Source organism: Amycolatopsis rhabdoformis (assembly GCF_035918295.1).
In the GTDB taxonomy this organism is placed as follows: domain Bacteria; phylum Actinomycetota; class Actinomycetes; order Mycobacteriales; family Pseudonocardiaceae; genus Amycolatopsis; species Amycolatopsis rhabdoformis.
The window spans coordinates 10,350,490-10,376,485 of record NZ_CP142149.1 but is presented as its reverse complement, the minus strand read 5'-3'; the positions used below and the strand labels follow the sequence as shown (position 1 = coordinate 10,376,485).

Here is a 25,996-nt window from a genome sequence, read left to right as displayed (position 1 = left end):
GGCGCTGCGCGCAACCGTCCACACCGGATCTTTGACAAGTCGTGTCGCAGCGTGGTGGCCCCCCGGGGCCTTCGGTGCCCCCGGGACAGGTTCCTGTGGGCAGTGTCGCACGACCGCTCCGGCAACCCCCGGAAACCTCTCCTCTAGTGTTGTGGAGAAGAAAACGCGCGCGCGATACACCGCGCGCGGGGAGTGACGCACTCGGGGCGACCCTTGTTACCGGGCAGTAAAGGTGACGGGAGCCGGGCCGGGGACGACGATGGAACTCGGCGTGCACTCCCGCCCAGCAGCTACAACGGCTACAACCAGCTACAAGGAGACCCCTTGGCCCCGCAGAACGACGGCGCCTCCGGCAAGGAGACCCCGGCACGCGTACGTGTCATCCGTGACGGACTCGCGGCACACCTGCCCGACATCGATCCGGAGGAGACCGCCGAGTGGCTGGACTCCTTCGACGAGGCCCTGGCCAGGGGTGGCCAGCAGCGCGCCCGCTACCTGATGCTGCGCATCCTGGAGCGAGCCCGCGAGCGCAACGTCGGCGTGCCCGCGCTCACGTCCACGGACTACGTGAACACCATCCCCACGGAGAACGAGCCGTGGTTCCCCGGCGACGAGGAGATCGAGCGCCGCTACCGCCGTTACATCCGCTGGAACGCCGCGATCATGGTGCACCGCGCGCAGCGGCCCGGTGTCGGCGTCGGCGGGCACATCTCGACCTACGCGTCCTCGGCCGCCCTGTACGAGGTGGGCTTCAACCACTTCTTCCGCGGCAAGGACCACTCCGGCGGCGGTGACCAGGTCTTCTTCCAGGGTCACGCCTCCCCCGGCATGTACGCGCGGGCCTTCCTCGAGGGCCGCCTGTCCGCGCAGCAGCTCGACGGCTTCCGCCAGGAGTACAGCCACGCGGGCGAGGGCGGCGGCCTGCCGTCGTACCCGCACCCGCGGCTGATGCCGGACTTCTGGGAGAACCCCACGGTGTCGATGGGCCTCGGCCCGATGAACGCCATCTACCAGGCGCGGTTCAACCGCTACCTGCGCGACCGCGGCATCAAGGACACCAACGACCAGCACGTGTGGGCGTTCCTCGGCGACGGTGAGATGGACGAGCCGGAATCGCGCGGCCTCATCCACGTGGCCGCCGGCGAGGGCCTCGACAACCTGACCTTCGTGATCAACTGCAACCTGCAGCGGCTCGACGGTCCGGTGCGCGGCAACGGCAAGATCATCCAGGAGCTCGAGTCGTACTTCCGCGGCGCGGGCTGGAACGTGATCAAGGTCATCTGGGGCCGCGAGTGGGACTCGCTGCTGCACGCCGACCGCGACGGCGCCCTGGTCAACCTGATGAACGTGACGCCGGACGGCGACTACCAAACGTACAAGGCCAACGACGGCGCGTACGTGCGTGAGCACTTCTTCGGCCGCGACCCGCGCACGAAGGACCTGGTCAAGGACCTCTCCGACGGCGACATCTGGAACCTCAAGCGCGGTGGTCACGACTACCGCAAGGTGTACGCCGCGTACAAGGCGGCCATGGAGCACCACGGCCAGCCGACGGTGATCCTCGCCCACACCATCAAGGGCTACGGCCTGGGCCCGGCGTTCGAGGGCCGCAACGCCACGCACCAGATGAAGAAGCTCACGCTCGACGACCTGAAGCTGTTCCGCGACGCCCAGCGCATCCCGATCAGCGACGCCGAGCTCGAGCGCGACCCGAAGCTGCCGCCGTACTTCCACCCGGGCCCCGACTCGCCCGAGATCGAGTACATGATCGGCCGCCGCAAGGCGCTGGGCGGCTACCTGCCCGAGCGCCGGCCGAAGCACGCCAAGGCGCTGGTGCTGCCGGGCGACAAGGTCTACGAAGGCATCCGGCGGGGCTCGGGCAAGCAGGAGGTCGCCACCACCATGGCGTTCGTCCGGCTCGTGCGCGAGCTCGCGAAGGACTCGGAAATCGGCAAGCGCGTGGTGCCGATCATCCCGGACGAGGCCCGCACGTTCGGTCTCGACTCGATGTTCCCCACGGCCAAGATCTACAACCCGCACGGCCAGACGTACACGTCGGTCGACGCGAGCCTGATGCTGGCCTACAAGGAGTCCGAGAAGGGCCAGCTGCTGCACGAGGGCATCAACGAGGCGGGCTCCACCGCGTCGTTCACGGCCGTCGGCACCTCGTACGCCACGCACGGCGAGCCGATGATCCCGATCTACATCTTCTACTCGATGTTCGGGTTCCAGCGCACCGGCGACGGCCTGTACGCGGCGGCGGACCAGATGGCCCGCGGCTTCGTGCTCGGCGCCACCGCGGGCCGCACCACGCTCACCGGTGAGGGCCTGCAGCACGCCGACGGGCACTCGCTGCTGCTGTCGGCGACCAACCCGGCCGTGGTGGCCTACGACCCGGCGTACTCGTTCGAGATCGCCCACATCGTCCGCGACGGTCTGCGGCGCATGTACGGCGAGACCGGGCCGCACGGCAACGGCGAGAACATCTTCTACTACCTCACGATCTACAACGAGCCCTACCAGCAGCCCGCCGAGCCGGAGAACCTCGACGTCGACGGCCTGCTCAAGGGTCTCTACAAGTACGCGGACGCTCCGGCCGGCGACGGCCCGGAGGCGCACATCCTCGTGTCCGGCGTCACCATGCCGGACGCGCTCAAGGCCCAGAAGCTGCTGGCCGACGAGTGGGGCGTGCGCGCTGCGGTGTGGTCGGCCACGTCGTGGACCGAGCTGCGCCGCGAGGCCGTGGAGATCGACCACGACAACCTGCTGCACCCGGCCGACAGCCCCCGCGTGCCCTACGTCACGCAGGCGCTCTCGGGGGTCAACGGGCCGGTCGTGGCGGTGTCGGACTGGATGCGCGCGGTGCCGGACCTGATCCGCCCGTGGGTGCCCACCGACATGCTCACGCTCGGCACCGACGGGTTCGGGTTCTCCGACACCCGCCCGGCCGCGCGGCGAAAGTTCCTCGTGGACGCGCAGTCGATCGTGGTCGGCGCCCTCACGGCGCTCGCCAAGCGCGGCGAGGTGGCGCAGGACAAGGTGACCGAAGCGGTGCGCCGCTACCGGCTCGACGACATCACGGCCGCCGGGCCGCAGACGTCGGACTCGGGCAACGCGTAAGCATCGGTCGCGTCAGCACTGGTCGCAGCAAGACCCTCCGGGCCGCACAATGGCCCGGAGGGTCTTGCCGCGTCCGGACCCCGGCCTACTAAGCTAGACATCGGATGTATCCAAGCTCTCAGGACACTTTCCACGCCTGAGAGCCGCCAGCGCCTGAGGAAGGGTGATCGCGCGTGACCCAGCGTCGTCTGCCGCGGCCGAGTGAACTCAAGCAGATCCTGCGGCCGAAGCCGATCGTGCTCAACCCGACCGAACGGCGCCTGGCCAACGCGCACACGATCGCCGACCTGCGGATGATCGGGCGCAAGCGCACGCCGCGCGCCGCGTTCGACTACACCGACGGCGCGGCCGAGCTCGAAGACAGCCTGCTGCGCGCCCGCCAGGCCTACCGGCGCGTGGAGTTCCACCCCAACGTGCTGCGCGGCGTGTCCGATGTGGACACCACGAGGACGGTGCTGGGCAAGACCTCGGCGCTGCCGTTCGGCTTCGCGCCCACCGGCTTCACGCGCATGATGCAGCACGAGGGTGAGAGCGCCGTCGGCCGCGTGGCGCAGCGCAACGGCATCCCGATGGGCCTCTCGACGATGGCGACCACCTCGATCGAGGACCTCGCCGTGGCGGCGCCCGAGGCGCGCAAGTGGTTCCAGCTCTACGTGTGGCGCGACCACGGCGCCGGCGAAGATCTGATGAATCGCGCGTGGGAGAACGGCTACGACACGCTCCTGCTCACCGTCGACACCCCGGTGGCCGGTGCGCGCATGCGCGACGTGCGCAACGGCCTCACGATCCCGCCGGCGCTCACGCTCAAGACGTTCGCCGACGGCGCGATGCACCCGGCGTGGTGGTTCAACCTGCTCACCACCGAGCCGCTGAGCTTCGCCTCCCTGAACCACTTCGACGGCACCGTGGCCGAACTGCTGGCCCAGCTCTTCGACCCGACGCTCGACTTCGACGACCTCGACTGGGTGCGCCGCACCTGGCCCGGCAAGCTCGTGGTCAAGGGCGTGCAGAACGTGGCCGACGCGCGCGACGTGGTGAAACACGGCGCCGACGGCGTGGTCCTGTCCAACCACGGCGGGCGCCAGCTCGACCGCGCGCCGACGCCGCTCGAGCTGCTGCCGGCCGTGCTCGACGAGCTGCAGGGCAACGCCGAGGTGTGGGTCGACACCGGCATCCTCTCCGGCGGCGACATCGTGGCCGCGATCGCGCGCGGCGCCGACTTCGTGCTCGTCGGCCGCGCGTTCCTCTACGGCCTGATGGCCGGCGGCGAACGCGGGGTGCAGCGCTGCGTCGACATCCTGCGCACGGAAATGATCCGGACCATGCAGCTGCTCGGCGTGCGCCGCGTCGAAGACCTGCGCCCCTCACACGTCACCCTTCGCTAGGCCCTTCTGGCACTCGGCCCCCCCAATGTGGCGTTCGTTGCGTCGACTGCACCGAACGCCACATTCGTTGCGCCCAACGCACCCAACGCCACATTGGGGACGTCCCACGCATTGGTCCAGACGTGCGACACCGGGTTGACGTACCGGTGGGTCTGTGACGAGTATCTCTGCCACCTCGTGAAAGGCCGTTTCCGCGATCCGGAAACGGCGGTCCCCCCTCGGAGGTCGGCGTGTTCGTGCAGGACCTGGCTCCACTCGGTGGTTTAGGACTTTCGGCGCTGGTCGCGGTGGTGCCGCTGGCCGTGGTGCTGGTGCTGCTGGGGGTGGTCCGGACCAAGGCGCACCACGCCGCGTTGATCGGCCTCGCGGTGGCGCTCGTCGTGGGGATCGCCGCGTACGGGATGCCGGTGGGACAGGCGATTTCCGGTGCGCTGCAAGGAGCGGCTTTCGGCCTGTTCCCGATCCTGTGGATCGTGGTCAACGCGCTGTGGGTGTACCGGATCACCGTGCGCACCGGGCACTTCGACGTGCTGCGCCGCTCGTTCGGCCGGATCTCCGACGACCCGCGGCTGCAGGCGCTGATCATCGCGTTCTGCTTCGGCGCGCTGATGGAGGCGCTGGCCGGGTTCGGCGCGCCCGTGGCGATCAGCGCGGTGATGCTCGTGGCCGTCGGGTTCAAGCCGGGCAAGGCCGCCGTGGTGGCGCTGGTCGCGAACACCGCGCCGGTGGCGTTCGGCGCCATGGGCACCCCGGTGGTCACGCTGGCCCAGGTTTCGGGTCTGCCGCTGGAGCAGGTGTCCTCGATCGTCGGCCGACAGACGCCATTGCTGGCACTGTTCGTGCCGCTGCTGCTGGTGATCATCGTCGACGGCAAGCGCGGCCTGCGCGAGACGTGGGTGCCGGCGCTGGTGTGCGGCGTCGCGTTCGGCGTGGTGCAGTTCCTCGCGTCCAACTACGTGTCACCGCAGCTGGCGGACATCGGTGCGGCGCTCGCCGGCGCCGCCGCGCTCGTGGCGCTGCCGATGACGCGCCGCGCGGTGCCCGAGGAGGTCCGCGCGCAGGTGCTCACCGGCACGCGCACCGCGACGCTCGACCGGCCCGACGAGCGCGGCGAGGTCGTGCGCGCCTACCTGCCGTACGCGTTGATCATCGTGATCTTCTCGCTCGCGCAGGTGCCGCCGATCAAGAAGCTGCTCGACGCGGCCACCTGGAAATTCCATTGGTTCGGCCTCGACGTGCACGGCCCGGACGGCAAAGCGGTGTCCGGCAACACGTTCTCGCTGCCGTTCCTCAACACCGGTGGCACGCTCGTGCTCATCGCCGGGCTGCTCACGCTCGTGGCGCTCAAGGTCGCCGGCGGCACGGCCGGGCGCGAATGGCTGGCGACGGTGAAGGAACTGCGCTTCGCGATCGTGACGGTGACCGGGGTGCTCGCGCTGGCCTACGTGATGAACCTGTCCGGCCAGACCAGCACCATCGGCACGTTCATCGCCGCCGCCGGCGCCGGGCTCGCGTTCCTCTCCCCCGTGCTCGGCTGGTTCGGCGTCGCCGTGTCGGGATCGGACACCTCGGCCAACGCGCTCTTCGGCGCCCTGCAGGTCACGGCCGCGCACCAGACGGGGCTGCCCGCCGACCTGCTCGCGGCGGCCAACAGCTCCGGCGGGGTGCTGGGCAAGATGATCTCGCCGCAGAACCTCACCATCGCCTGCGTCGCGGCGAACCTGCCCGGCGAGGAGGGGAAGCTGCTGCGCAAGGTGCTGCCGTGGAGCCTGGGGCTGCTGCTGGTGATGTGCCTCATCGTGCTCGGGCAGAGCACGCCGGTGCTCAGCTGGATGCTGCCGTGACCGCCCGATTCGCGGCCACGCGCTTGGCCGAGCGGTTCCAGTTCCACCAGCCGTGCACGACCAGCCCGGCGAACACCACGTAGATCGCGGCGGAGAAGTACAGGCCCGAGGAGATCTGCAGCGGCACGCCGATCGCGTCGACCACCAGCCACACACCCCAGAACTCGACCAGCCCCGCGCCCTGCGCACCGAACGCGACGAGCGTGCCGACGAAGATCGCGGCGTCCGGCCAAGGCGCCCACGACGCGTGCAGCGCCTGCAGCACCAGGGCCATCACCACGGTGCCGGCCACGAACGCGCCAAGCATCACCCACCGCTCGGTCGGGCGCGCGGTGCGCACCACCACGCCGTTCACGGGATCGGTGCGCCGGCGCCACGCCCACCACCCGTAGAGCGAGATCAACAGGATCGCGATCTGGCGGCTGGCCAGGCCGCCGAGGTCGGCCGACACATAGACGGAGAACAGCAGGATCGTTGCGCCGACCTGCACGGGCCAGGTCCACAGCGTGCGCCGGTCGGCCAGGAACACCACCGCGAGCGCGAGCACCTGCCCCGCGAGCTCCGCGATCGAGATCCACTGGCCGAACACCGTGACACCGTGCTGCAGCAGGAAGTCCACGTCCGCACCTCTCTCGTCCCCCAGTGACCTTGGCGAGAACACCGGTGGCGGGCGAGGGATTCCCCGGGATGTGAGGCACGCGACACGATCCCGGCACGCGGACAGGCCCGGTGCCCACCCGATGCACCGGGCCTGTCGAACCGCGCCGGAGTCAGTGCTCGACGCGGTTGAACCCGACCGGCGGGGTCGGGGTGTCCGTGGTGGGCTGGTGGCCGTTTCCCGGTTGCGCGACCGGGGTGGTCGCGGTGGCCTGAGCGGTCCGGGCCGGCGCACCCGCGGGAGCCTGGGCCTGCCCGCCGACCTGACGCTGCTGACCGGGCCGGCCGCCGGTGCCGAGCTGGCCCTGCAGGTTCGTGAGCCAGCCACCCCAGCGGTCCTGGGCCGGCTTGATGAGGCCGCCGCCGAACCCGACCACGATCACGCCGCCGATGGTCGCCAGCACCGTGATGAGCACCGGGCCGGTGATGGCCGTGGCGATGTTGACCTGGCCCAGCGCGGCGATGATGCCGAACGCCATGATCAGCCAGTAGGCCACGGTGCCGAGTAGCCGCCCGGCCGGACGCGTGGACATCGCCGAGTGCACGACGTCCCGCACGACCTTCGCGATGGCGGCCGCCACCACGATCAGCACCAGCGCCACGACGATGCGCGGCAGGAAGGCGATGATGTCGTTGAGCAGCTGGCTGACCGGATTCGACTGACCGAACACGCCGAACGCCAGCTGGAGCGCGATGAGCAGAATGAAGTAGTAGACCAGTTTCACGAGGATGCCGGTGGCGTCGACATTCGCCTGCTTCATCATTCCGGTCAGGCCCGTCTTCTCGACGAGCCGGGAAAACCCGAGCTTTCCGAGCACCAGTGACAGCGCTTTGGACACCGCTTTCGCGATCAACCAGCCGATCAGCAGGATGATCAGAAAACCGACGAGTTTCGGGACGAACGTGGCCACCAGATTCCAGGCCTGTCCGAGTCCGTCCTTGAGTTGCTCACCCACGCTGGCTCCCTTCGTCGTGGATTCCCGTGCGGACCGCCGCAGCGGGTCGATGATCAGGTACCCAGCCAGCGGGAGTGCGTTGCACCACGATCGAGTGAGACGACTGGCGCCGGAAGATCAATCGCGGCCATACTTGTCTTACCGGTGGGGACCGGGGAGACGAGGCCGTCCGGCGCAGCGTAAACCGCAAGCGCCGGGCGGCCTCGAGCATTTGCCCCCTCCGACAGCTTTTGCGCACACGAATCGCGGCGCGAGCCGACGAGGTCAGGGCCTGGCGCAATCGCCGGCCAGGGGAATCACAGCCCGGGTATTCACACCAGCCGTATTCAGCGGGTGTTCGTGTCGTCGCCCTGCGAATACCCTTCGGGTTTCGCGAACCCCCTCACGGGTTTCACAGGACGACGACACGCGTTCACCGAACGGACACTCAGGCCGCGCGAAGCGCGTCGCGCAGTTTCACCTTGGCACCGGTGCGCATCACCGCGTTGCGGTAGATCCGGGCGGCCAGCCACACCAATCCCGGAATCAGCAGCACCACGAGCCCCACCGACACCACGGCCTCCCACACCGGCACCCCGCCCATCGCGAGCCGCATCGGCATGAGCGTCGGCGCGAACACCGGGATGATCGAGAGCACCTCGGCGAACTTGTTCGACGGGTCCGACGGCAGCACCGAGATGCCCACCACGTAGCCGACGATCACGAGCATCAGCACCGGCGACACGGCGCCGCTCACGTCCTCCTGCCGCGACACGAGCGCGCCGAGGGCCGCGAACACGATCGAATACATGAAGAACCCGAGCAGGTACCACACGACCAGCCAGACGACCGTGCCGATGGCCGCCGAGAGCGAGATGGTGAGCACCCCCGTCCCCAGGCCCGCCGCGATGCCGACCACGCCGATCGCGAGCATCTGGATCAACCCGACCGTGCCGATGCCGAGCACCTTGCCCGCCATCAGCTGCCACGGCTTGATGGTGGACAGCAGCAGCTCGACCACGCGCGAGGTCTTCTCCTCGACCACGCCCTGCGCCACGGTCTGGCCGTTGAGCAGCAGCGACATGTAGATGAGGATGCCCGCGATGATGCCGAGCACGAGCTGCTGGCCGTCGTAGTCGTACGGTTTCTCCAGCGGCGGCAGCTCGTCGATGCGCGCGGCCGCGACCGCGGCGTCCACCTTCGCCGGGTCACCGCGCTGCGCGATGATCTCCGAGTTCTGCGCGACGCGGCCGGCGAGCACGGTGAGCACGTTCTTGAGGTTGCCGTCGAGGTCCTTCTCGACCTGCACGTGCACGCGGTCGGCGCCCTGCACCAGCAGCGCGTCGATCGAGCCGTCCTTCAGCTTCGCGATCCCGGCCTGCTCGTCGGCGACGGGCTGCGTGGCGATGTTCTGCCCCACCGAACTCCCGATGGCCGTGAGCGGTGCCGAGAGCGGTGCCGCGGCCGGCACGAAGCCGACGGTCGCGTCGGGACCGCTGCTACCGCCGAACAGCTTCAGCACGAAGATGCCGACGACGATGAGGATCAGCAGCACGAGCGTGCTGATCCGGTAGGCCTTGGACTTCAGGCGCGTGCTGATCTCGCGCGAGGCGACCAGGCCGACCCCGGACATCGGGCTCATGCGGATGTCGGGCGTGCTCATGCCGCCGCCTCCTCGTGGTGGTGCTCGGTCACGACGGACCGGAACAGGTCGGTCAGGGACGGGAGCTTGCGCGTGAACTCGCGCACCGGCCCGGTCGCCAGCGCCGCGCGGATCACGAGCTGGTCGTCGGCACCGTCGGCCAGCTCGAGCTCCGTGACCGCACCGTCGCGGCCCAGCACCGTGACGCCGGGCAGGTTCGCGGCCCAGCCGTCGCCCGACTGGGGCGCGTCGACGAGCAGCCGCACGGCGCCGCCGGCCCGCAGCTGCGAGACGGTGCCCATCGCCTCCATCCGTCCACTCCGGACGATCCCGATGCGGTCGCACAGGCGCTCCACCAGATCCAGCTGGTGGCTGGAGAACACCACCGGCACGCCGTCGGCCGCCTTCTCCTTGAGCACCTTGCTCATCACGTCGACCGCGACCGGGTCGAGGCCCGAGAACGGTTCGTCGAGCACGAGGATGCGCGGCTCGTGCACGAGCGCGGCGGCGAGCTGCACGCGCTGCTGGTTGCCGAGGCTGAGCTTCTCGACCTCGTCGTCGCGGCGCCCGGCCACGCCGAGGCGTTCGGTCCAGCGCTCGGTCGAGGCCTTCGCGTCGGCCGCGGTCATGCCGTGCAGCCGCGCCAGGTAGGTCAGCTGCTCGCCCACCTTCATCTTCGGGTACAAACCGCGCTCTTCCGGCATGTAGCCGATGTGGCGCCGGGTTTCGTGCGTGATCGGCGAGCCCGCGAACCGCACCTCGCCCGCGTCCGCGCTGAGCACCCCGAGCGCGATGCGCATCGTGGTGGTCTTGCCCGCGCCGTTGCTGCCCACGAAGCCGAACAGCTCGCCGGGGCGCACGTCGAAAGTCATCTTCTCCAGCGCCACGACCTTGCCGTAGCGTTTGGAGATCGCGTCGATCTCCAGTCCGGGCTCTGGCATACGCCCTTTCCCCCTTGTTGTCGGTTTCGGTGACGTACATCACCGGTTACGGATCGTAGAGTTACCGCTGGACGGTGCCTAGCGCCCGGGGTTGCGTGTCCGCCGCCGAAAGTTGCCGATCGAATGTCCAACTAGGATTCCCCCGGAGGATCGGAACGAATGGCTGAGACGACGGGGCGCCGGGTCCCCAAGCACCACGGGTTGTCGGCGAAGACGCTGCGCTCCCTCGATCACGCTTCGGGGCGGCTCGCGAGCGCGAGCGTCGCCGTGATGGAACGCCGGCTGGTGTGGTTCGGGCGGCTGCCCGCCGACCAGCGGGCGAGCGTGCTGCTGATCACGCAGGCGGGGGCGGCGGGGTTCGTCGACTGGCTGCGGGATTCGAAGGAAGCGCTCAAGCTCACCACCGAGGCGTTCCGCGACGCGCCCGCCGAGCTGTCGCGCTGGGTCAGCCTGCGCCAGGCCGTGGGCATGGTGCGGCTCGCGATCGAGGTGTTCGAGGAGCAGCTGCCGGAGTTCGCCGCGAACGAGGCCGAACGCGCGGCGCTGATCGAGGGAATCCTGCGCTACGGCAGGGAGATCGCGTTCGCCGCGGCCAACTCGTACGCGGCGGCGGCTGAGGCGCGCGGTGCATGGGACGCGCGGCTCGAGGCGCTCGTGGTCGACGGGATCGTGCGCGGCGACGCCGAGGAGGCCGTGCTTTCGCGCGCGGCCGCGCTCGGCTGGGACCCGGCGTCGGCCGCGACCGTGATCGTGGGCAACCCGCCGTCGGAGGACCCGCCGACGGTGGTGTTCGAGGTCCGCAGCCGCGCCGCGCGCGTGGGCCGGCCCGTGCTGCTGTCGGTGCAGGGCTCCCGGCTGGTGATCGTGATCGGCGGCCCGACCGACGGCGGGGTGAAGGAGCGCGAGACGCTCTCGCGCATGTCGGCGGTGTTCGCCGACGGCCCGGTGGTGGCCGGCCCGACCGTGCCGTCGCTGGCCGAGGCGCACCACAGTGCGGCCGAAGCCCTGTCCGGCCTGCGCGCGGTGGTCGGCTGGCCCGGCGCGCCGCGACCCGTCCGCTCCGACGACCTGCTGCCCGAGCGCGCGCTCTCCGGCGACCCGGAGGCCGAGCGGCTGCTGGTAGAGCTCGTCGCACGGCCGCTCGAAGAGGCCGGCCCCGCGCTGCAGCGCACGGTGGAGACCTACCTGGAGAGCGGCGGGGTGCTCGAACGCTGCGCGCAGACGTTGTTCGTGCACCCCAACACCGTGCGGTACCGGCTGCGCAAGGCCGCCGAGCTCACCGGCCGCAACCCGACCGAACCGCGGGACGCGTTCGTGTTGCGGGCCGCGCTCACCGTCGGCCGCCTCGCCCGCGGCCGGGGCCTGTGGTGACTCGGTGTCACGATCTTGGGCACAACCGGGTCCCGTGACCGACTTCACGGCAAGCGATGGTTGAATCCCACAAGGCATCTGGGTTAAGGGCAAGGATCCACCGCGGGTCTTTGGAGGTTTCCTCCAATTCCGCTCCACGGACTTGGTGACCGGCCGCATCCGGGGGACGCGGCCGGGCATGGTGTCATAGACGGCGTGACAGCAGCAGTCCTCTCCCCCGGCCAGGGCTCCCAGGCCCCCGGCATGCTCTCCCCCTGGCTCGAGTTCGACGGCGCCCGCGCGCGCGTCGAGGAGTGGTCGGCCCGCGCCGGGCTCGACCTCGTCCGCCTCGGCACGGAAGGCGACGCCGAGGAGATCCAGGACACCGCGGTCGCGCAGCCGCTGATCGTCGCGCTCTCGCTGCTCTCGTTCGAGCGCCTGCAGCAGGTGGCGCCGGTCGCCGACGACGCGCCGGTGGCCGGACACTCCGTGGGCGAGCTCGCCGCGGCCGCGATCGCCGGGGTGCTGACCCCGGCCGACGCCGTTGCGCTGGCCGCGGTGCGCGGCGCCGAGATGGCCAAGGCCTGCGCGCTCGAGCCGACGTCGATGGCGGCCGTGATGCTCGGTGACCCCGAGCAGGTCGTCGCGTGGCTCGAAGAGCGCGGCCTGACCCCGGCCAACCGCAACGGCGCCGGCCAGATCGTCGCCTCGGGCGCCGCCGACGCCATCGAGCGGATCGTCGCCGAACCCCTTGAAGGCACGAAGATCCGTGCGCTCAAGGTCGCGGGAGCCTTCCACACGCCGTACATGGCGCCGGCGGAAGACGCCCTTCGCGAGCACGCCGCCGGCCTCACCCCGGCCGACCCCACGCGCCCGCTGCTGTCGAACGCCGACGGCACCGTGGTCACCAGCGGCACCGAGTACCTGCGACGGCTCGTCGCGCAGGTCACCCGGCCCGTGCGCTGGGACCTCACGATGGACGGCCTCGTGTCGCTCGGCGTGAGCAGCACCGTCGAACTCGCGCCCGCGGGCACGCTGACCGGTCTGGTCAAGCGCCAGCTCAAGGGTGTCGTCACCACAACCACCGCGCTGAAGACGCCGGACGAGCTGGCGAAGCTGCGCGAGGAGGACGCCCAGTGACCGACCGCCCCAGCCTGCGCCTCAGCACGGGCCCTGCCAGCACCCGGATCCTCGGCGTCGGCAGCCACCAGCCGGAGAAGGTCGTGACCAACGACGACCTTTCGCAGCTCATGGACACCAACGACCAGTGGATCCGCGAGCGCGTGGGCATCATCGAGCGCCGCTTCGGCAGCGAAGACGAGCTGCTCGTCGACTACGCCGTCGCCGCGGGTGAAGCCGCCATGGCCGACGCGGGTGTCGACCCGTCCGAAGTGGACACGGTCATCCTGCCGAACTGCACGATGCCCACGCAGATCCCCAACGCCGCCGCCCAGGTCGCGGCCCGGCTCGGCATCCCGAGCCCCGGTGCCTTCGACCTCAACGCCGCGTGCGCCGGGTTCTGCTACGGCCTCGGGGTCGCCTCGGACCTCGTCCGCGCCGGCTCGGCGAAGAAGGTGCTCGTGATCGGCGCCGAGAAGCTCACCGACGTGGTGGACCCGACCGACCGCGCCAACGCGATCATCTTCGCCGACGGCGCGGGCGCCGCGGTGGTCGGCGGCTCCGACGAGCCGGGCATCGGCCCGGTCGTGTGGGGCAGCGCCGGTGACCTCGTGGACCTGATCACCATGCGCGACGGCAAGTGGATCTACCAGGAGGGCCAGTCGGTCTTCCGGTGGGCCACCACGAAGATCGCGCCGATCGCCATGCGCGCGCTCGAGGCCGCGGGCCTGCAGCCGTCCGATGTGGACGTGCTGATCCCGCACCAGGCCAACCTGCGCATCGTCGAGTCGATCGCGAAGAAGCTGAAGGCCGCCGGCGCGCGCGAGGACCTCGTCGTGGCCGACGACATCAAGTACTCGGGCAACACGTCGTCGGCGTCGATCCCGCTGGCGCTGGACCACATGCGCAAGGCGGGCACCGCGAAGCCGGGCGACGTGGTCCTGGCGATCGGCTTCGGCGCCGGGCTCTCGTATGCCGGGCAGGCCTTCGTCTGCCCCTGATGGATACTTCCCTCGCGAGCGCCGTGCTCGCGAGGTGGACCTGAAGAAGAACCGAGAAGGGAACAACTCCAATGGCTGACAACGCTGAGATCCTCGCCGGCCTCGCCGAGATCGTCGAAGAGGTGGCCGGTGTGGCTCAGGACGACGTCACCGCCGAGAAGTCGTTCGTGGACGACCTGGACATCGACTCGCTGTCGATGGTCGAGATCGCCGTGCAGGCCGAGGACAAGTTCGGCGTCAAGATCCCGGACGACGAGCTCGCCAACCTGAAGACCGTGGGCGACGCGGTGAACTACGTGTCCGCCAACCAGAAGTAAGTCCTCTTCGTACCCGGGCCGGGGAAGCTCCCCGGTCCGGAGCCGAGACCTTGGGGAGACACCCATGAGCAACATCGACGTCGTGATCACCGGGATGGGGGCGACCACGCCCCTCGGCGGGGACGTCGCGTCCACCTGGGACGGTCTGCTGACCGGTCGCAGCGGTGTCCGCAGGATCCCGGCGGACTGGCCCGAGGAACTGGGCCTGCCGGTGCTGATCGGCGCGACGCTCGCCGTCGAGCCGTCCGAGGTCCTGCCGCGGGTGCAGGCGCGGCGGCTGGACCGGTGCGAGCAGGTGGCGATCATCGCCGCGCGCCAGGCCTGGGCCGACGCCGGGTTCGCCGAGCAGACCGACGAGCACACCGACGTCGAACCGGAACGCCTGGGTGTTTCGATCGGGACCGGTGTCGGTGGGCCGATGACGCTGCTGAGCCAGAACGACCTGTTGCACCAGCAGGGCCTCCGCAAGGTGTCGCCGCTCACCGTGCCGATGCTGATGCCCAACGGGCCGGCCGCGCACGTGAGCATCGACCTCAAGGCGCGCGCCGGCGTGCACTCGCCGGCCTCGGCTTGTGCGTCCGGCGCCGAGGGCATCGCCACCGGCTACGAGATGATCCGGTCCGGCCGGGCCGACGTCGTGGTGGCCGGTGGCACCGAGGCGTGCATCCACCCGATCACCCTCGCGGGCTTCGCGCAGGCGCGCACGGTGTCGACCCGCAACGACGACCCGGCGGCCGCCTCACGGCCGTTCGACGCGAGCCGGGACGGGTTCGTGCTCGGCGAAGGCGCCGGCGTGGTCGTGCTGGAGCGGGCCGACCTCGCGAAGGCGCGCGGCGCGCGTATCTACGCGAAGCTCGCCGGCTACGGCATCACGTCCGACGCGTACCACATCACGGGCAACCACCCCGAAGGCATCGGGCAGATCGCGGCGATGCGCGCGGCCATGAAGATGGCGGACCTCTCGCCGTCGGACATCGGTCACGTCAACGCGCACGCGACGTCCACTGTGGTCGGTGACATCGGCGAGGCCGCGGCGATCCGCAAGGCCGTGGGCGACCACGCCGTGGTCACCGCGCCGAAGGGCGCGCTCGGCCACCTCGTCGGCGGTGCCGGCGCGGTGGAGGGGATCGCCACGATCCTCGCGATGTACGAAGGCGTGGTGCCCGCCACGCTGAACCTCACCGACCTCGACCCGAAGGTGCAGCTCGACGTGGTGTCGGGCGAGAACCGCAAGGTCGAGCTCACCGCGGCGCTCAGCAACTCGTTCGGCTTCGGCGGCCACAACACCGCCCTGCTGTTCACGCCGGCCGCCTGATCGGTTCCGCTTCACGCAACGAGGGCCCCTCCCGAGTCGTTCGGGAGGGGCCCTCGTTTTGCGTCGTCGTGTGGTGCGAACTTTTGCGGCTCAGCTCGGTGCGGCCTCGTTCGGTGCGTTCGCGGTCACCGCGGCCCGGGTCGTCGCGCCGGGGTGGTCAGCACGCCTCGTGCTCGACCCCGGTCCCGCCCTGGACGGTGTCGATCTTGTACCCGCCGTCCTCGAAGACCATCGGCAGCACCAGGCGCCAGTGGATGCACGGCTTTTTCAAGTCGGCGGGCGCTTCGTCGAGCGACTGCGTGCTGGTGAAACCCACGAGCACCCGCAGCGACGAGCCGGCGCCGGGTTCGATGCGGTACAGCAGGATCGTGCCGTCCTTCGTGGACACGAAGTCCTTCCGGAACTTCGCTTCCGGCATGTCCTGCATCCGGTCGCGGGTGACCGCGCGCGTCCAGATGTCGTAGTCGTGTTTGTTGACGCCGTCGAAGTAGTCCTGCAGCACGGCTTCCACCGCGCCGACGTCCGGGTGGCGGGCCGCGTCTTCGGAGACCGTGACGGTGCCGAGGCCGGGCTGGTCGTCGGCGGCCACCGGGGTCGGCGTCGCGAGCGCGCTCGGCACGCCGGTGTCGATGTCCGGGCGGCGGTACAGCTCACGCGCGAGCAGGCCACCACCGACGGTGACGGACAGCACCACGACGAGCACGGGTACCAGCCACCGCTGGCGGGCGGGGGCGGGCGGACGGGCGGTCACCCTGCAGAGGGTACCCACCCGGCCGCGAGTGTCACCCGACCTGGTGCAGCCAGGTGACCGGAGCGCCGTCGCCGGCGTGGCGGTAGGGCTCGAGCGCCTCGTCCCAGCCCGCCGCGAGCAGCTCGTCGAGCTTGTGCGCCAGGGATTCCCCGCCACGGGTCATGCTCACGAGGGCGCGCAGCTGGTCTTCGCCCACCACGATGTCGCCGTTGGCGCTCGTGCGGCCGTGCCAGAGGCCGAGGCCGGGCGCGAAGCAGAAGCGTTCGCCGTCGACACCGGCGCTGGGTTCCTCGGTGACCTCGAAGCGCAGCATCGGCCACGCCTTGAGCGCCGAGGCCAGCTTGGCCGCGGTGCCGGAAGGCGCGCGCCAGCCGCACTCGGCGCGCAGCTGTCCGGGACTGGCGGGCTGCGCCGTCCACTTCAGCTCGACTCGGGCCCCGAGGGTGCCCGAAATAGCCCACTCGACGTGCGGACACACCGCAGACGGCGACGAGTGGACGTACACCACGCCTCGGGTGTTGCCACGGGTGCTCACTGCTGACCTCCGCTTGCTCGACGAGGGACGTCTTCCCCTACGACCTCTCGAGCTGCTTCGGCTTCGGTGGGCTTCCGTTCCTCCCCGAGTTCCTTGTCAGTGTGCGGCTTCCCGATCTGTGTAGCACATTCTGCACCCCAACCGTGCCGTTTGGCCACACGAACACCACAAGTCGCGCGTGTTCCCCCTTTATGAGGGAAGGCTCGCCGAGCCGTCCGCGCGTAGCACGGATCTCGGGCGCGGGCACGCTAGCGTGGGGCACCGAAACGGACGAGGTGAGGAGGGTTTCGGTGCGACTGGTCCGCCTCGGGCAGCAGCCGTCGCGCGTCGCCGAGGATGTGCGGGCGGCGCTGGCCTCCCTCGGCCGCGGCAACACGGTCATCGGTGGCGTCGCGCTCATCGGCGCGCGCCCGGCCGGCGGCGAGCGCGCCGTGGAGGCCGTGGTGGTGCTGCCCAAGGGCGTGCTCATCGTGATCGGGGTGGACCTCCCCGACCCGGCCCTGCGCCTCGAGGCCCCGCTCGGCGGCCCGTGGAAGGCCGACGGCTGGCCCCTGGTCCACGGCGACGACGCGGTCAACCCCGCCACCGAAGCCCTCGACCTCTCCGCCGAGTGCGAACGCCGCATCGCCGAGCTCGCCCCGGGTTCCGGCCCGGTGGGCACGATCGTCGCGGTCGGCCCCTACGTCGAGACGGTGGACCAACCACCCGCGGACCTCGCCGGGCCGGTGCGCGTGCTGCACCCCACGCCGACCACGATGCTGGCGGCCACCGTGTCGCTGGCGACCGCGCGGAGTGCGCGGTCATTGGACCAGGCCAGGGCGTTGATCACGGCGCTGGCCCCGGACGCGCCGCCGATGTCGGACGAGGTGCTGCTGGGTGAGGGGTTCGTCCGGTACACGGACGATCCGCCGGTGCCGGTGCAGGTGGTGCCGGTCGCGGTGCCTGCTCCTGCTCGACCTGCTCCTGCTGGTTCTTCTCGGCCTGGTGCTGCTCCTGCTGGTTCTTCTTATGCTGGTTCGGCCGGTGGTTCGGCGGTTGCGCCGGCTCAGCGGCCCCGGATCACGTCGGTGCCGCCTCCTCCGCCGGTGATTCCCACGACCCGGCCGGTGCCGCACGTCGCCGCTCCGGTTTCGCTCGCGGGGGCGCCGACCGCGCCGCCGGCTTTTCCCGGTGCACCGGGATCGTCCACTTCGGCCACTTCTCCGGCCGCTTCTCCCGCCGTGGTTCCGTCTCGGGCCGATACTCCGACGGAATCCCGTGCGCCGGGTCCGTCCACTTCGGCCGCTTCTCCCGATACGCCGGCCGACCCGGCATTGCACCTCACCGAGACCCCCACCGAATCCACCGCGGCCGTTCCCCCGGCCGCGGCGGACGGCCCGCCGCTCTTCCCCGGTGCGGCGGAACCCACGCTGGTCGAATCCACGGTGGTCGAATCCACGGCGGAGCCGACCGAGGCCACGGCCGAACAGGCGATTCCCCTCGCCGAACAGCCGACCGAGTCCACCGCCTCGCCGACCTTCCCCGGCAACGCGAGTGCGACGGCCGTCCCGGTGTCTTCGTCTGGTCCAGTGCCTTCGTCTGGTCCAGTGCCTTCGTCGAGTGCGCCGCCGGCCGATGAGGCCACGGCCGAGCAGGCGATTCCCCTCGCCGAAGGCCCGACCGAGTCCACGTCCGCGCCGAGCTTCCCCGGCAAGGCCGGTCCGTCCGCTCAGGGCGGTGGGTCGTGGGACACGGCGGCGACGGAGAAGATGTCGTCGCCGAAGCCGCGGCCTGAGGCGCAGCGCACGGTGGCACCGGGCGCGTCGAAGGGCGGCAACGGCAACGCCGCCGGCGCGCCTATCCCCGGCGGCAACCGCGCCGGCTCATCGGTCCCGGGTGGCAACGCAGCCGGCGCGCCTGTTTCGAGTGGAAATCACACCGGTGCGCCCGTTCTCGGCGGCAAGCCCGCGGGATCGGCTGTTCCGGGCGGTAGCCCCGGCGGCGCGTCCGTTCTGGGCGGCAAACCCGCAGGCTTACCTGTTCCGAGTGGAAAGCCCGGCGGCGCGCCTGTTCCGGGCCGAGCGCCCGCCGGCGGATCAGGCCGGGCTCCTGAACCTGCTGCCCGGCAAGGTACGCCGGGGACGGTGTCTTCGGCGGCGTCGGCGGCGGGGTCCGTCGAGGTGCCGTCGTCGGGCGGCCGTGGCCAGGCCGCGACCGGGGCCGCGAGTGGCGCTGCCGCGAACGGCCGCGGCTCGAACGGGATCGGCCCTGCGGCCACGAGTGGCGCCGCGGCGAACGGTTCCGCGGTCAAGGACTCCGCGCCTGCGAAAGAACAGTCGAGGACCGTCCGGTGGGTGCCGGTGGCCGCGATCGGTTTGCTGGCGATCCTGTTGGTGACCGCGATCGTGGTGGCCGCGACCGGCGGCGGTGGCGGCGGTGAGGCCGCACCGCCGGCCGCTCCGAGCTCACGACCGGTGGCACCGCCGGCGGTCGCGACCAGCGCGACGGCGAGCAGTGCGGCGCCGAGCCTGTCGTTCGAGGCCCGCGCGAGCAGCGCCGACCAGCGCTGCGCTTCGCACGCCTTCGGCGACGTCCAGGCGAGCCTGCAACAGACCAGCTGCTCCGCCGTCCGCCGCGCCAGCTACACCGCGCTGGTCGACGGCCGGGCGGCCGCGGTGACCGTGGCCGTCGTCGAGTTCCCCGACGCCGCCCAGGCCGCCCACTTCAAACAGGTCGCCGACACCCCGGGCGGCGGCGGCATCCTCGACGTCGCCACCGAGACCGGCAAGTGGCCCGCCCAGCCCCCGCAGTTCGACAACGCCGCCTACGCCAGCAAACTCGACGGCAACGGCGTCCGCCTGGTGCAGACCGTCTGGCAGTCCGGTCCGTCCACTCCGGACGACCCCGCCCTCACCCGCGCCGCCCAGGGCGCCCTCGCCCTCACGCTCCCCGTCTGACCACGACACCCGCCGACACCAACGCGGCGGGCCCCCGGCCGAGCACCGGGAACCCGCCGCGTCGAAAACCCCTACAGGCCGTACGTCTCCAGCAGCCGCAGCCACACCTCGCTCACCGTCGGGAACGCCGGGACCGCGTGCCACAGCCGGTCGAGCGGGACTTCGCCCACCACGGCGATCGTGGCGGAGTGGAGCATTTCCGCGACGTCCTGGCCGACGAAGGTGACGCCCAGGACGACACCGCGGTCGGTGTCGACGACCATGCGGGCCTTTCCGGTGTAGCCGTCGGCGGTCAGGGCCGAGCCGGCGACCGCGATGTCGATGTCGACGACGCGGTCGGCCGAGCCCTCGCGGGCCTCGGTGGCCCCGACGGACGCCACTTCCGGGTCGGTGAACACGACCTGCGGCACGGCGTGGTGGTCGGCCGTGGCGCTGTAGCGGCTCCACGGCGCGGTGGACACGGTCTCGCCGCGGCCGCGGGCGGCAACGCTGTCGCCGGCCACGCGGGCGGCGTACTTGCCCTGGTGGGTGAGCAGGGCGCGGCCGGTGACGTCGCCGGCGGCGTAGAGCCAGCCACCGTCCACGGCGGACACGAGGCCGCTCTCGTCGACCTCCAGCGGGCCGTCGGTGGGCAGGCCGAGCACGTCGAGGCCGACGTCGCCGGTGGCGGGCACGCGGCCGGTGGCCACGAGCAGCTCGTCGACCACGAGGTCTTCGCCGCCGGTGAGCTTGAGGGACGCGCCGCCGCCGTCCACAGCGGACACCTCGTCGATGCCCGAGCCGGTGTGCACGATCACACCGTCGGCCCGCAGGCCCGCGAGCACCAGGTCGCCGGCGAACTCCGGCAGCCGCGGCAGCGGGCGCTTGCCCGTGATGATCAGGTGCACCTGCGCACCCAGCCGCGCCCACGCCTGCGCCATCTCCACGCCGACCACACCGCCGCCGAGCACACCGAGCCGCGCGGGCACGGCCGACGACGAAGTCGCCTCGCGGGAACCCCACGGCTTGATCGTGTCGAGCCCCGGGATGGGCGGCGTGCGCGGCACGCTGCCGGTGCACACGATCACCCCGTGGCGCGCGGTGAGCACCTGCCCGTCGGAAAGCGTCACCTCCCGTTCACCGGAAATCCGTGCGTAGCCGCGGATCGGCTCGATCCCGACCCCGCGCGCCCAGCCCACCTGACCGTGGTCCTGCCCCTGCGGATCATCGCGGCCGATGAACCAATCGCGGCGCGTGAACACCTGTGCCGGGTCGAGCGCGTCGCCGACCACCACCCCTGGCATGCGCTTGGCCGCGGCGAGCAGGTTCCCGGGACGCAGCAAGGCCTTGCTCGGCACGCACGCCCAGTACGAGCACTCACCGCCGAACAACTCGTGCTCGATGAGCGCCACCTTGAACCCGCCCTTGGCCGCGCGTTCCGCGGCTACTTCGCCGACCGGGCCGCCGCCGATCACCACGACGTCGAAAGTCTGTCCTGACATGGGTTCAGCGCACACCACCACGCGGCTTCACGCAAGCCAGCCGCTAGTCTCTTCCGCGAGCTGCAAGAAATCGGCGACACCGGGTGACCGGGTCGTCGCCGTGCCGATTGCACGCACGACCACGATCGAGCACGGAGGGCTTTCGCATGGCCAAGAACACCGCCGTCCACGTGGTGGACGACCTCACCGGCGAACCCGCCGCCGAGACGGTGGCCTTCGGCCTCGACGGGCTCGACCACGAGATCGACCTCTCCACGCGCAACGCCGCCGCACTGCGCGAAATCTTCGCCCCGTACGTGCGCCACGGCCGGCGCACCGGTGGCCGCAAGCAGCGCCCGCAGCTCGTGCCGGCCGCGGTGAAAACCCCGGAACCGCAGGACATTCCGGTGAAGCCCAAGCGCACGGCCGCCGCGGCCAAGACGGCGACACGCCCGGCCAAGCCGGCCCCGGCCAAGGCCGAACCGGCGAAGCCCGCCGCGCCGGTCAAACCGGCCGCGAAGACCCGCACCGCGGTCAAGACCACCGAAAAGACCGCCGCCGTGAAAAACCCGGTCACCGAACCGAAACCGGTCAAGACCACTCAGCCCGCTCGCCGCGCGGCGAAGAAGATCCCCGCCGTCACCTTCTCCTCGAGCGAGTAGGCCTCACGCCGCCGGGCGCTGCTTGCCGTCGGCGTGCCAGCCTTCGTAGTGGTAGCGCGTGCGCAGCAACGTGCGCTGCCGCTCGAGTTCCGCGTCCGTCGGCGGCCGCGGCACGAGCGGGCCGAGCAGCCCCGCCGCCGCGGCCCGCACCACGGCTTCGGCCTCGCCTTCGGCCGGGCGCACGCCGTGGTCGGCCAGCGAAGCGACCTTGCTGCGGTGCGAATCCAGCGGCTTCGGGTCCGGCGGCGGCGCGGTGAGGTAGGCGCCGACGCGCGCGGCGTCGGTGTCGATCAGCAGCGTCGAGTGCGCCAGCAGCCCGGCTTTGGTGCGGAACACCGCGAAGCCGCACAGCTTCGCGTCACCCACGAACAAGCCGCGCTCGCCGAGGCGCGGGGGCAGCCCGAGCTTCTCGACGGCCGCCGACATCACCAGACCCAGCATCTCGAGCGGCCGCTCGGCCGGGCCGGGCAGCACGAGCGTGACGTTGAGGTTGCCCGGGTCGTGGAACACCGTGCCACCGCCGCTGGCCCGGCGCAGCACCGGCACACCGTCGCGTTCGCACTCGGCCACGCGCACCTCGCGCGCCACCTTCTGCCCGCGGCCGACGACCACGCTCAGCGGGTTGCGCCACAGCCACAGCACCGGCGCGGCCGGGCCTTCGCGCAGCAGCGCCTCGTCGAACGCCAGGTTCCCGGCGGGATCGCCGAACTCCGCCCGCACGTCCGATCCGCTGTCCACGCTGTTCCTCCACGATTTCGCCGGTCCCGAAATCGTAGAACAGCCGCTAGGCGCCCGGTCGCCAGTGGGGCACCCCCACGAAGATCATCCGCAACCGCTTGCGCGCCAGGTCCAGCGTGCGTCGGTCGGCTTCGCGGTCGCCGGGGCGCACTTCGAGCAGGTCGACGACTGTGGCGAGCATCGCGGTCACGATGAGGTCGGCCAGCGCGTGGAGGTCTTCCGTCGGCCAGGCGCGCAAGTAGTCGAAGCGGGCGAGGTCGATGGCGAGGTCGCCGGAGAACAGCCGCAGCTCCACGCCGATGGCGCGCGCGACCGGGCCGGTACCGGCGTAGCGCTCCCGCGTGACGAACCGGAAGTGGTCTTCGTGGGCGCGCACGTGCTCGTACAGCGTGTTCACCGACGCGTCGATCATGCCGAGGTGGCTCACCGGCTCGGTGCGCGCCGAGCGGATCATGCCGCGCAGCGTACGCGTGGTCTCCTCGACCAGCGCCACGCCCAGCTCGTCCATCGAGGTGAAGTGCCGGTAGAACGCAGTGGGCACGATGCCCGCGCGCTTGGTGACCTCGCGCAGCGAAAGGCTGGCGAAACCCCGGTCGGCCAGCAGTTCCAGGGCCGCGTCGAGCAGCGCCTGGCGGGTGCGCTGCTTGCGCTCCTGCCGGCTCACCGACGACGCCGGCTCCTCCGCGGGATTCATCTCCAGCAGCGTACTGACCCCTTCGGCATGGTCCACGTCACATCACCTCGCCCTCGCGTTGACAGCCACCCGGTCCGTGCCCCCACACTAGTGAGTGTACAACTGTGCACTCAACCTCAGGAGGGTGTGATGACCGCCTTGCTCCCGCGGCGCCTGCGCGGGCTGGCCTCGCTCGCCGAGGCCCTGCTCACCCCGCACGGTGCCGACCGCTACCTGGAGCTGCTCGACCCCATGCTGGTCCGCAAGGAGATCCGCGGCCGGGTCGTGGACGTGCGCCACCAGACCGCGGACACGGTCACGTTCACCGTGCGGCCGAGCCGCGCGTGGCGGGGGTTCGAGGCCGGGCAGTACGTGCGGCTCACCGTGGAGATCGACGGCGTGCGGCGCACCCGCTGCTACTCGCCGTGCGGTTCCGGCGGCGGCGACCTCGAGTTCACCGTGAAGGCCGACCCGCGGGGCCTGGTTTCGCGTCACCTGAGGGCCACCACCCGCGTGGGCTCGGTGTTCGGGCTGTCGGCCGCGGACGGCGAGTTCACGCTGCCGTCGCCACGTCCGGAGCGGATCGTGCTGGTCAGCGGCGGCAGCGGCATCACGCCGGTGCTGGCGATGGCCCGCCGGCTGGTCGCCGAAGGACACCGCGGCGAGGTCGTGTTCCTGCACTACTCGACCAGCCCCGCCGACGTGCTCTACGGCGCCGAGCTGGCCGCGCTCGCCGAGCGGCACCCGGGCCTGCGGGTGGTGCACGCGCACACCCACGCCCGCGGCGGTGACCTGCGGGGCTTCTTCTCGAAGGAGCACCTGGAGCAGGCTGCGCCGTGGTTCCGCGACGCCGAGACGTTCCTCTGCGGCCCGAAGCCGCTGATGGACTCGGCGCGCGAACTGTTCGAGGCCGAAGGACTCGGTGAACGCTTGCACACCGAAGAGTTCACGGTGCCGCCGCTGACGTTCGACACCGCGGCCGCCGAGGGCACCGTGCGCTTCTCGCGCAGCGGCCGCGAATGCGCCAACTCGGGCAAGCCGCTGCTGGAGCAGGCCGAAGACGCGGGCCTCACGCCGGAACACGGGTGCCGGATGGGCATCTGCTTCTCCTGCACGCAGGTGAAGACCGCCGGGCGCGTGCGCAACGCCCGCACCGGCGAGATCTCCGGCGAAGAAGACGAAGAAATCCAGCTCTGCATCAGCGTTCCCGTCGGGGACGTCGAGATCAACGCCTAGGAGGCAGTCATGACCGGTCTGCAGGATCGCCTGACCCCCGAGCAGGTCGAGGAGTTCGGCCGGGAGCTCGACGCGCTGCGCCGGCGCATCGTCGACGACCTCGGCGAGGCCGACGTCGAGTACATCCGCTCGATCATCAAGACCCAGCGCGCGCTGGAAGTGACCGGCCGCGGACTGTTGTTCGCCGGGTTCCTGCCGCCGGTGTGGGTCGCCGGCGTCGCGGCGCTGTCGCTGGCCAAAATCCTCGACAACATGGAGATCGGCCACAACGTGATGCACGGCCAGTACGACTGGACCCGCATCCCCGAGCTGAGCTCGCAGCGCTTCGAGTGGGACAACGTCGCGCCCGCCGAGAACTGGCGGAACTCGCACAACTACATCCACCACACGTTCACGAACATCCTCGACAAGGACCGCGACATCGGTTACGGCATCCTGCGGATGGACCCGGCCCAGAAGTGGCACCCGTACTACCTCGGCAACCCGGTGTACGCGACGCTGCTGGCGGTGCTGTTCCAGTGGGGCGTGATGCTGCACGACCTCGAGGTGGAGCGGGTCGTGAAGGGCGAGCGCACCTGGGCCGAGAACGTGCCGGTGCTGAAGAAGATCGTGCGCAAGGCCGCGCGGCAGATCGGCAAGGACTACGTGCTGTTCCCGCTGCTCACCGGCCCCTCGGCGCCGCTGACCCTGGCGGGCAACGCGAGCGCGAACCTCGTGCGCAACCTGTGGGCGTTCGCGATCATCTTCTGCGGCCACTTCCCCGCCGACGTGGAGAGCTTCACCGAGGAGGAGACCGACGGCGAGTCGCGCGGCCAGTGGTACCTGCGCCAGATCCTCGGCTCGGCGAACATCACCGGCGGGCGGCTGTTCCACATCCTGTCGGGCAACCTCTCGCACCAGATCGAGCACCACCTGTTCCCGGACATCCCGGCGCGCCGCTACCCGCAGATCGCGGCCGAGGTGCGGGAGATCTGCGAGCGCTACGGCCTGCCCTACAACACCGGGCCGCTGCGCAAGCAGCTGTGGTCGGTGGCGAAGAAGATCGTGAAGCTGGCACTTCCCGGTACGCCTTCGGGAGGCCCGCGCGTTACGGTGGACCCCGACCGGCAACTCCGAGCAGCCTGAGGAACCTCACATGGTGGGTCAGTTCGAAAGCGGCAAGGACACGGTGCAGGAGCTCACTCAGTCCGCGGCCACGCACATCGGGGCGATCGCGACGATCATCACCGGTGCGGTGCGCGACATCGCGCGCGAGACGGGCGACTGGCTCACCGACGTGATCGAGATGCGCGAAGCGACCCAGCGCGCCCGCGACGACCACCAGGATCCCGAAGCCGGCTGACGACGGGGGAAATCCCCCGCTCGGTTCGCCGGTGATC

22 protein-coding genes are annotated in these 25,996 nt (G+C 71.0%); 13 read left to right on the top strand and 9 right to left on the bottom strand.

Annotation, left to right across the window (positions count from 1 at the left end; translation table 11 throughout):
• Nucleotides 1–324: 324 nt before the first annotated feature.
• The 3 genes from aceE to VSH64_RS48295 all read left to right on the top strand — a co-directional run bounded on the left by aceE (nucleotide 325) and on the right by VSH64_RS48295 (nucleotide 6,349).
• Nucleotides 325–3,120 (top strand): pyruvate dehydrogenase (acetyl-transferring), homodimeric type, encoded by a 2,796-nt coding sequence (gene aceE / locus VSH64_RS48305; RefSeq protein WP_326569456.1) that lies wholly within the window; start codon nucleotides 325–327, stop codon nucleotides 3,118–3,120.
• A gap of 173 nt (nucleotides 3,121–3,293) precedes the next feature.
• The gene (locus VSH64_RS48300; RefSeq protein WP_326569455.1) at nucleotides 3,294–4,505 is read left to right on the top strand and encodes an alpha-hydroxy acid oxidase; all 1,212 of its coding nucleotides are present in this window, start codon (nucleotides 3,294–3,296) and stop codon (nucleotides 4,503–4,505) included.
• Between the two features lie 230 nt (nucleotides 4,506–4,735).
• Nucleotides 4,736–6,349: an L-lactate permease gene (locus tag VSH64_RS48295; protein ID WP_326569454.1), complete on the top strand. Its 1,614-nt coding sequence runs from the start codon at nucleotides 4,736–4,738 to the stop codon at nucleotides 6,347–6,349.
• Here VSH64_RS48295 and VSH64_RS48290 read toward each other — a convergent pair.
• The 4 genes from VSH64_RS48290 to VSH64_RS48275 form a co-directional block, all read right to left on the bottom strand.
• Nucleotides 6,330–6,968 (bottom strand): nicotinamide mononucleotide transporter family protein, encoded by a 639-nt coding sequence (locus VSH64_RS48290; RefSeq protein WP_326569453.1) that lies wholly within the window; start codon nucleotides 6,966–6,968, stop codon nucleotides 6,330–6,332. The genes VSH64_RS48295 and VSH64_RS48290 overlap by 20 nt on opposite strands.
• A gap of 151 nt (nucleotides 6,969–7,119) precedes the next feature.
• Nucleotides 7,120–7,962, bottom strand: coding sequence for a mechanosensitive ion channel family protein (locus VSH64_RS48285; protein ID WP_326569452.1), 843 nt, complete (start codon nucleotides 7,960–7,962; stop codon nucleotides 7,120–7,122).
• A 427-nt stretch (nucleotides 7,963–8,389) separates the two neighbouring features.
• Nucleotides 8,390–9,604, bottom strand: coding sequence for an ABC transporter permease (locus VSH64_RS48280; RefSeq protein WP_326569451.1), 1,215 nt, complete (start codon nucleotides 9,602–9,604; stop codon nucleotides 8,390–8,392).
• Complete coding sequence (locus tag VSH64_RS48275; protein ID WP_326569450.1) at nucleotides 9,601–10,524, bottom strand: ABC transporter ATP-binding protein; 924 nt, start codon at nucleotides 10,522–10,524, stop codon at nucleotides 9,601–9,603. The genes VSH64_RS48280 and VSH64_RS48275 overlap by 4 nt, the downstream gene beginning before the upstream one ends.
• 159 nt (nucleotides 10,525–10,683) lie before the next feature.
• Here VSH64_RS48275 and VSH64_RS48270 point away from each other — a divergent pair, with 159 nt between their 5' ends.
• From VSH64_RS48270 to VSH64_RS48250, 5 genes are all read left to right on the top strand, one after another.
• Nucleotides 10,684–11,895: a PucR family transcriptional regulator gene (locus tag VSH64_RS48270; RefSeq protein ID WP_326569449.1), complete on the top strand. Its 1,212-nt coding sequence runs from the start codon at nucleotides 10,684–10,686 to the stop codon at nucleotides 11,893–11,895.
• A gap of 186 nt (nucleotides 11,896–12,081) precedes the next feature.
• Nucleotides 12,082–13,014 carry an ACP S-malonyltransferase gene (locus tag VSH64_RS48265; protein WP_456062114.1) on the top strand — a complete coding sequence of 311 codons (933 nt, stop codon included), beginning with the start codon at nucleotides 12,082–12,084 and terminating at the stop codon, nucleotides 13,012–13,014.
• On the top strand, nucleotides 13,011–13,994 hold the full coding sequence (locus tag VSH64_RS48260; protein ID WP_326569447.1) for a beta-ketoacyl-ACP synthase III: 984 nt from the start codon (nucleotides 13,011–13,013) through the stop codon (nucleotides 13,992–13,994). The genes VSH64_RS48265 and VSH64_RS48260 overlap by 4 nt, the downstream gene beginning before the upstream one ends.
• A 71-nt stretch (nucleotides 13,995–14,065) precedes the next feature.
• On the top strand, nucleotides 14,066–14,311 hold the full coding sequence (locus VSH64_RS48255) for an acyl carrier protein (protein WP_326569446.1): 246 nt from the start codon (nucleotides 14,066–14,068) through the stop codon (nucleotides 14,309–14,311).
• Nucleotides 14,312–14,375: 64 nt separating this feature from the next.
• Nucleotides 14,376–15,626, top strand: a complete 1,251-nt coding sequence (locus tag VSH64_RS48250) for a beta-ketoacyl-[acyl-carrier-protein] synthase family protein (RefSeq protein ID WP_326569445.1) — start codon at nucleotides 14,376–14,378, stop codon at nucleotides 15,624–15,626.
• A gap of 157 nt (nucleotides 15,627–15,783) precedes the next feature.
• Here VSH64_RS48250 and VSH64_RS48245 read toward each other — a convergent pair whose 3' ends face one another.
• The gene (locus VSH64_RS48245) at nucleotides 15,784–16,377 is read right to left on the bottom strand and encodes a hypothetical protein (protein WP_326569444.1); all 594 of its coding nucleotides are present in this window, start codon (nucleotides 16,375–16,377) and stop codon (nucleotides 15,784–15,786) included.
• Between the two features lie 31 nt (nucleotides 16,378–16,408).
• Nucleotides 16,409–16,912, bottom strand: a complete 504-nt coding sequence (locus tag VSH64_RS48240) for a DUF3145 domain-containing protein (protein WP_326569443.1) — start codon at nucleotides 16,910–16,912, stop codon at nucleotides 16,409–16,411.
• A 290-nt stretch (nucleotides 16,913–17,202) separates the two neighbouring features.
• On the opposite strand from VSH64_RS48240, the gene VSH64_RS48235 reads away from it, so the two are divergent.
• Entirely contained in the window at nucleotides 17,203–19,848 is a 2,646-nt protein-coding gene (locus tag VSH64_RS48235; RefSeq protein WP_326569442.1) for a hypothetical protein, read from the top strand.
• Between the two features lie 71 nt (nucleotides 19,849–19,919).
• Here VSH64_RS48235 and VSH64_RS48230 read toward each other — a convergent pair whose 3' ends face one another.
• On the bottom strand, nucleotides 19,920–21,329 hold the full coding sequence (locus tag VSH64_RS48230) for a dihydrolipoyl dehydrogenase family protein (protein ID WP_326569441.1): 1,410 nt from the start codon (nucleotides 21,327–21,329) through the stop codon (nucleotides 19,920–19,922).
• A 146-nt stretch (nucleotides 21,330–21,475) separates the two neighbouring features.
• Here VSH64_RS48230 and VSH64_RS48225 point away from each other — a divergent pair, with 146 nt between their 5' ends.
• Complete coding sequence (locus VSH64_RS48225; RefSeq protein ID WP_326569440.1) at nucleotides 21,476–21,970, top strand: histone-like nucleoid-structuring protein Lsr2; 495 nt, start codon at nucleotides 21,476–21,478, stop codon at nucleotides 21,968–21,970.
• Nucleotides 21,971–21,973: 3 nt separating this feature from the next.
• Here the strand turns inward: VSH64_RS48225 and VSH64_RS48220 are convergent, their stop codons facing one another.
• Both VSH64_RS48220 and VSH64_RS48215 read right to left on the bottom strand, forming a co-directional pair.
• Nucleotides 21,974–22,708 carry a lipoate--protein ligase family protein gene (locus tag VSH64_RS48220; RefSeq protein ID WP_326569439.1) on the bottom strand — a complete coding sequence of 245 codons (735 nt, stop codon included), beginning with the start codon at nucleotides 22,706–22,708 and terminating at the stop codon, nucleotides 21,974–21,976.
• Nucleotides 22,709–22,754: 46 nt separating this feature from the next.
• A complete protein-coding gene (locus VSH64_RS48215) occupies nucleotides 22,755–23,402 on the bottom strand; it encodes a TetR family transcriptional regulator (protein WP_326569438.1) in 648 nt (215 codons plus the stop codon).
• A 129-nt stretch (nucleotides 23,403–23,531) separates the two neighbouring features.
• On the opposite strand from VSH64_RS48215, the gene VSH64_RS48210 reads away from it, so the two are divergent.
• The 3 genes from VSH64_RS48210 to VSH64_RS48200 are packed head-to-tail and all read left to right on the top strand — an operon-like array spanning nucleotide 23,532 to nucleotide 25,959.
• Nucleotides 23,532–24,617 carry a ferredoxin reductase gene (locus tag VSH64_RS48210; protein WP_326569437.1) on the top strand — a complete coding sequence of 362 codons (1,086 nt, stop codon included), beginning with the start codon at nucleotides 23,532–23,534 and terminating at the stop codon, nucleotides 24,615–24,617.
• Between the two features lie 9 nt (nucleotides 24,618–24,626).
• Nucleotides 24,627–25,742, top strand: a complete 1,116-nt coding sequence (locus tag VSH64_RS48205; protein WP_326569436.1) for a fatty acid desaturase family protein — start codon at nucleotides 24,627–24,629, stop codon at nucleotides 25,740–25,742.
• Nucleotides 25,743–25,752: 10 nt separating this feature from the next.
• Nucleotides 25,753–25,959, top strand: coding sequence for a hypothetical protein (locus VSH64_RS48200; RefSeq protein ID WP_326569435.1), 207 nt, complete (start codon nucleotides 25,753–25,755; stop codon nucleotides 25,957–25,959).
• Nucleotides 25,960–25,996 lie beyond the last annotated feature (37 nt).